This window comes from Tamlana crocina, from assembly GCF_012037625.1.
The window spans coordinates 1-352 of record NZ_JAAVJS010000534.1; the positions used below are offsets into that span (position 1 = coordinate 1).

The following is a 352-nucleotide window of genomic DNA, read 5'->3' on the forward strand; positions in this document are numbered from 1 at the left end:
TGATGTGATGCATGACTGGAATAACTCTCCTACTCAACAGCACGTTCAGTCCTTTTACATGGACGAAACTGAGGTTACCAACCTCATGTACCTGGAGTACCTCGATTATTTAAAAAGAGTTTACCCTCCAAGTGAAGAACGTTATCGAAATATTTATCACGGGGCACTTCCCGATACTCTTGTTTGGAGAAACAGGTTAGGTTATAACGAAACCATGACCAATAATTACCTGCGCCACCCGGCATACGCTAATTACCCGGTAGTGGGAGTAAGCTGGATTCAGGCAGTAGAGTTTAGCAAGTGGAGAACCGACAGAGTAAATGAACTTAGGCTGGAAAAAGAAGGCTTTACA

1 protein-coding gene is annotated in these 352 nt (G+C 43.5%); it reads left to right on the forward strand.

Annotation, left to right across the window (positions count from 1 at the left end):
* On the forward strand, positions 1 to 352 hold a 352-nt coding region (locus tag HC176_RS17925; protein ID WP_167920360.1), incomplete at both ends, for an SUMF1/EgtB/PvdO family nonheme iron enzyme.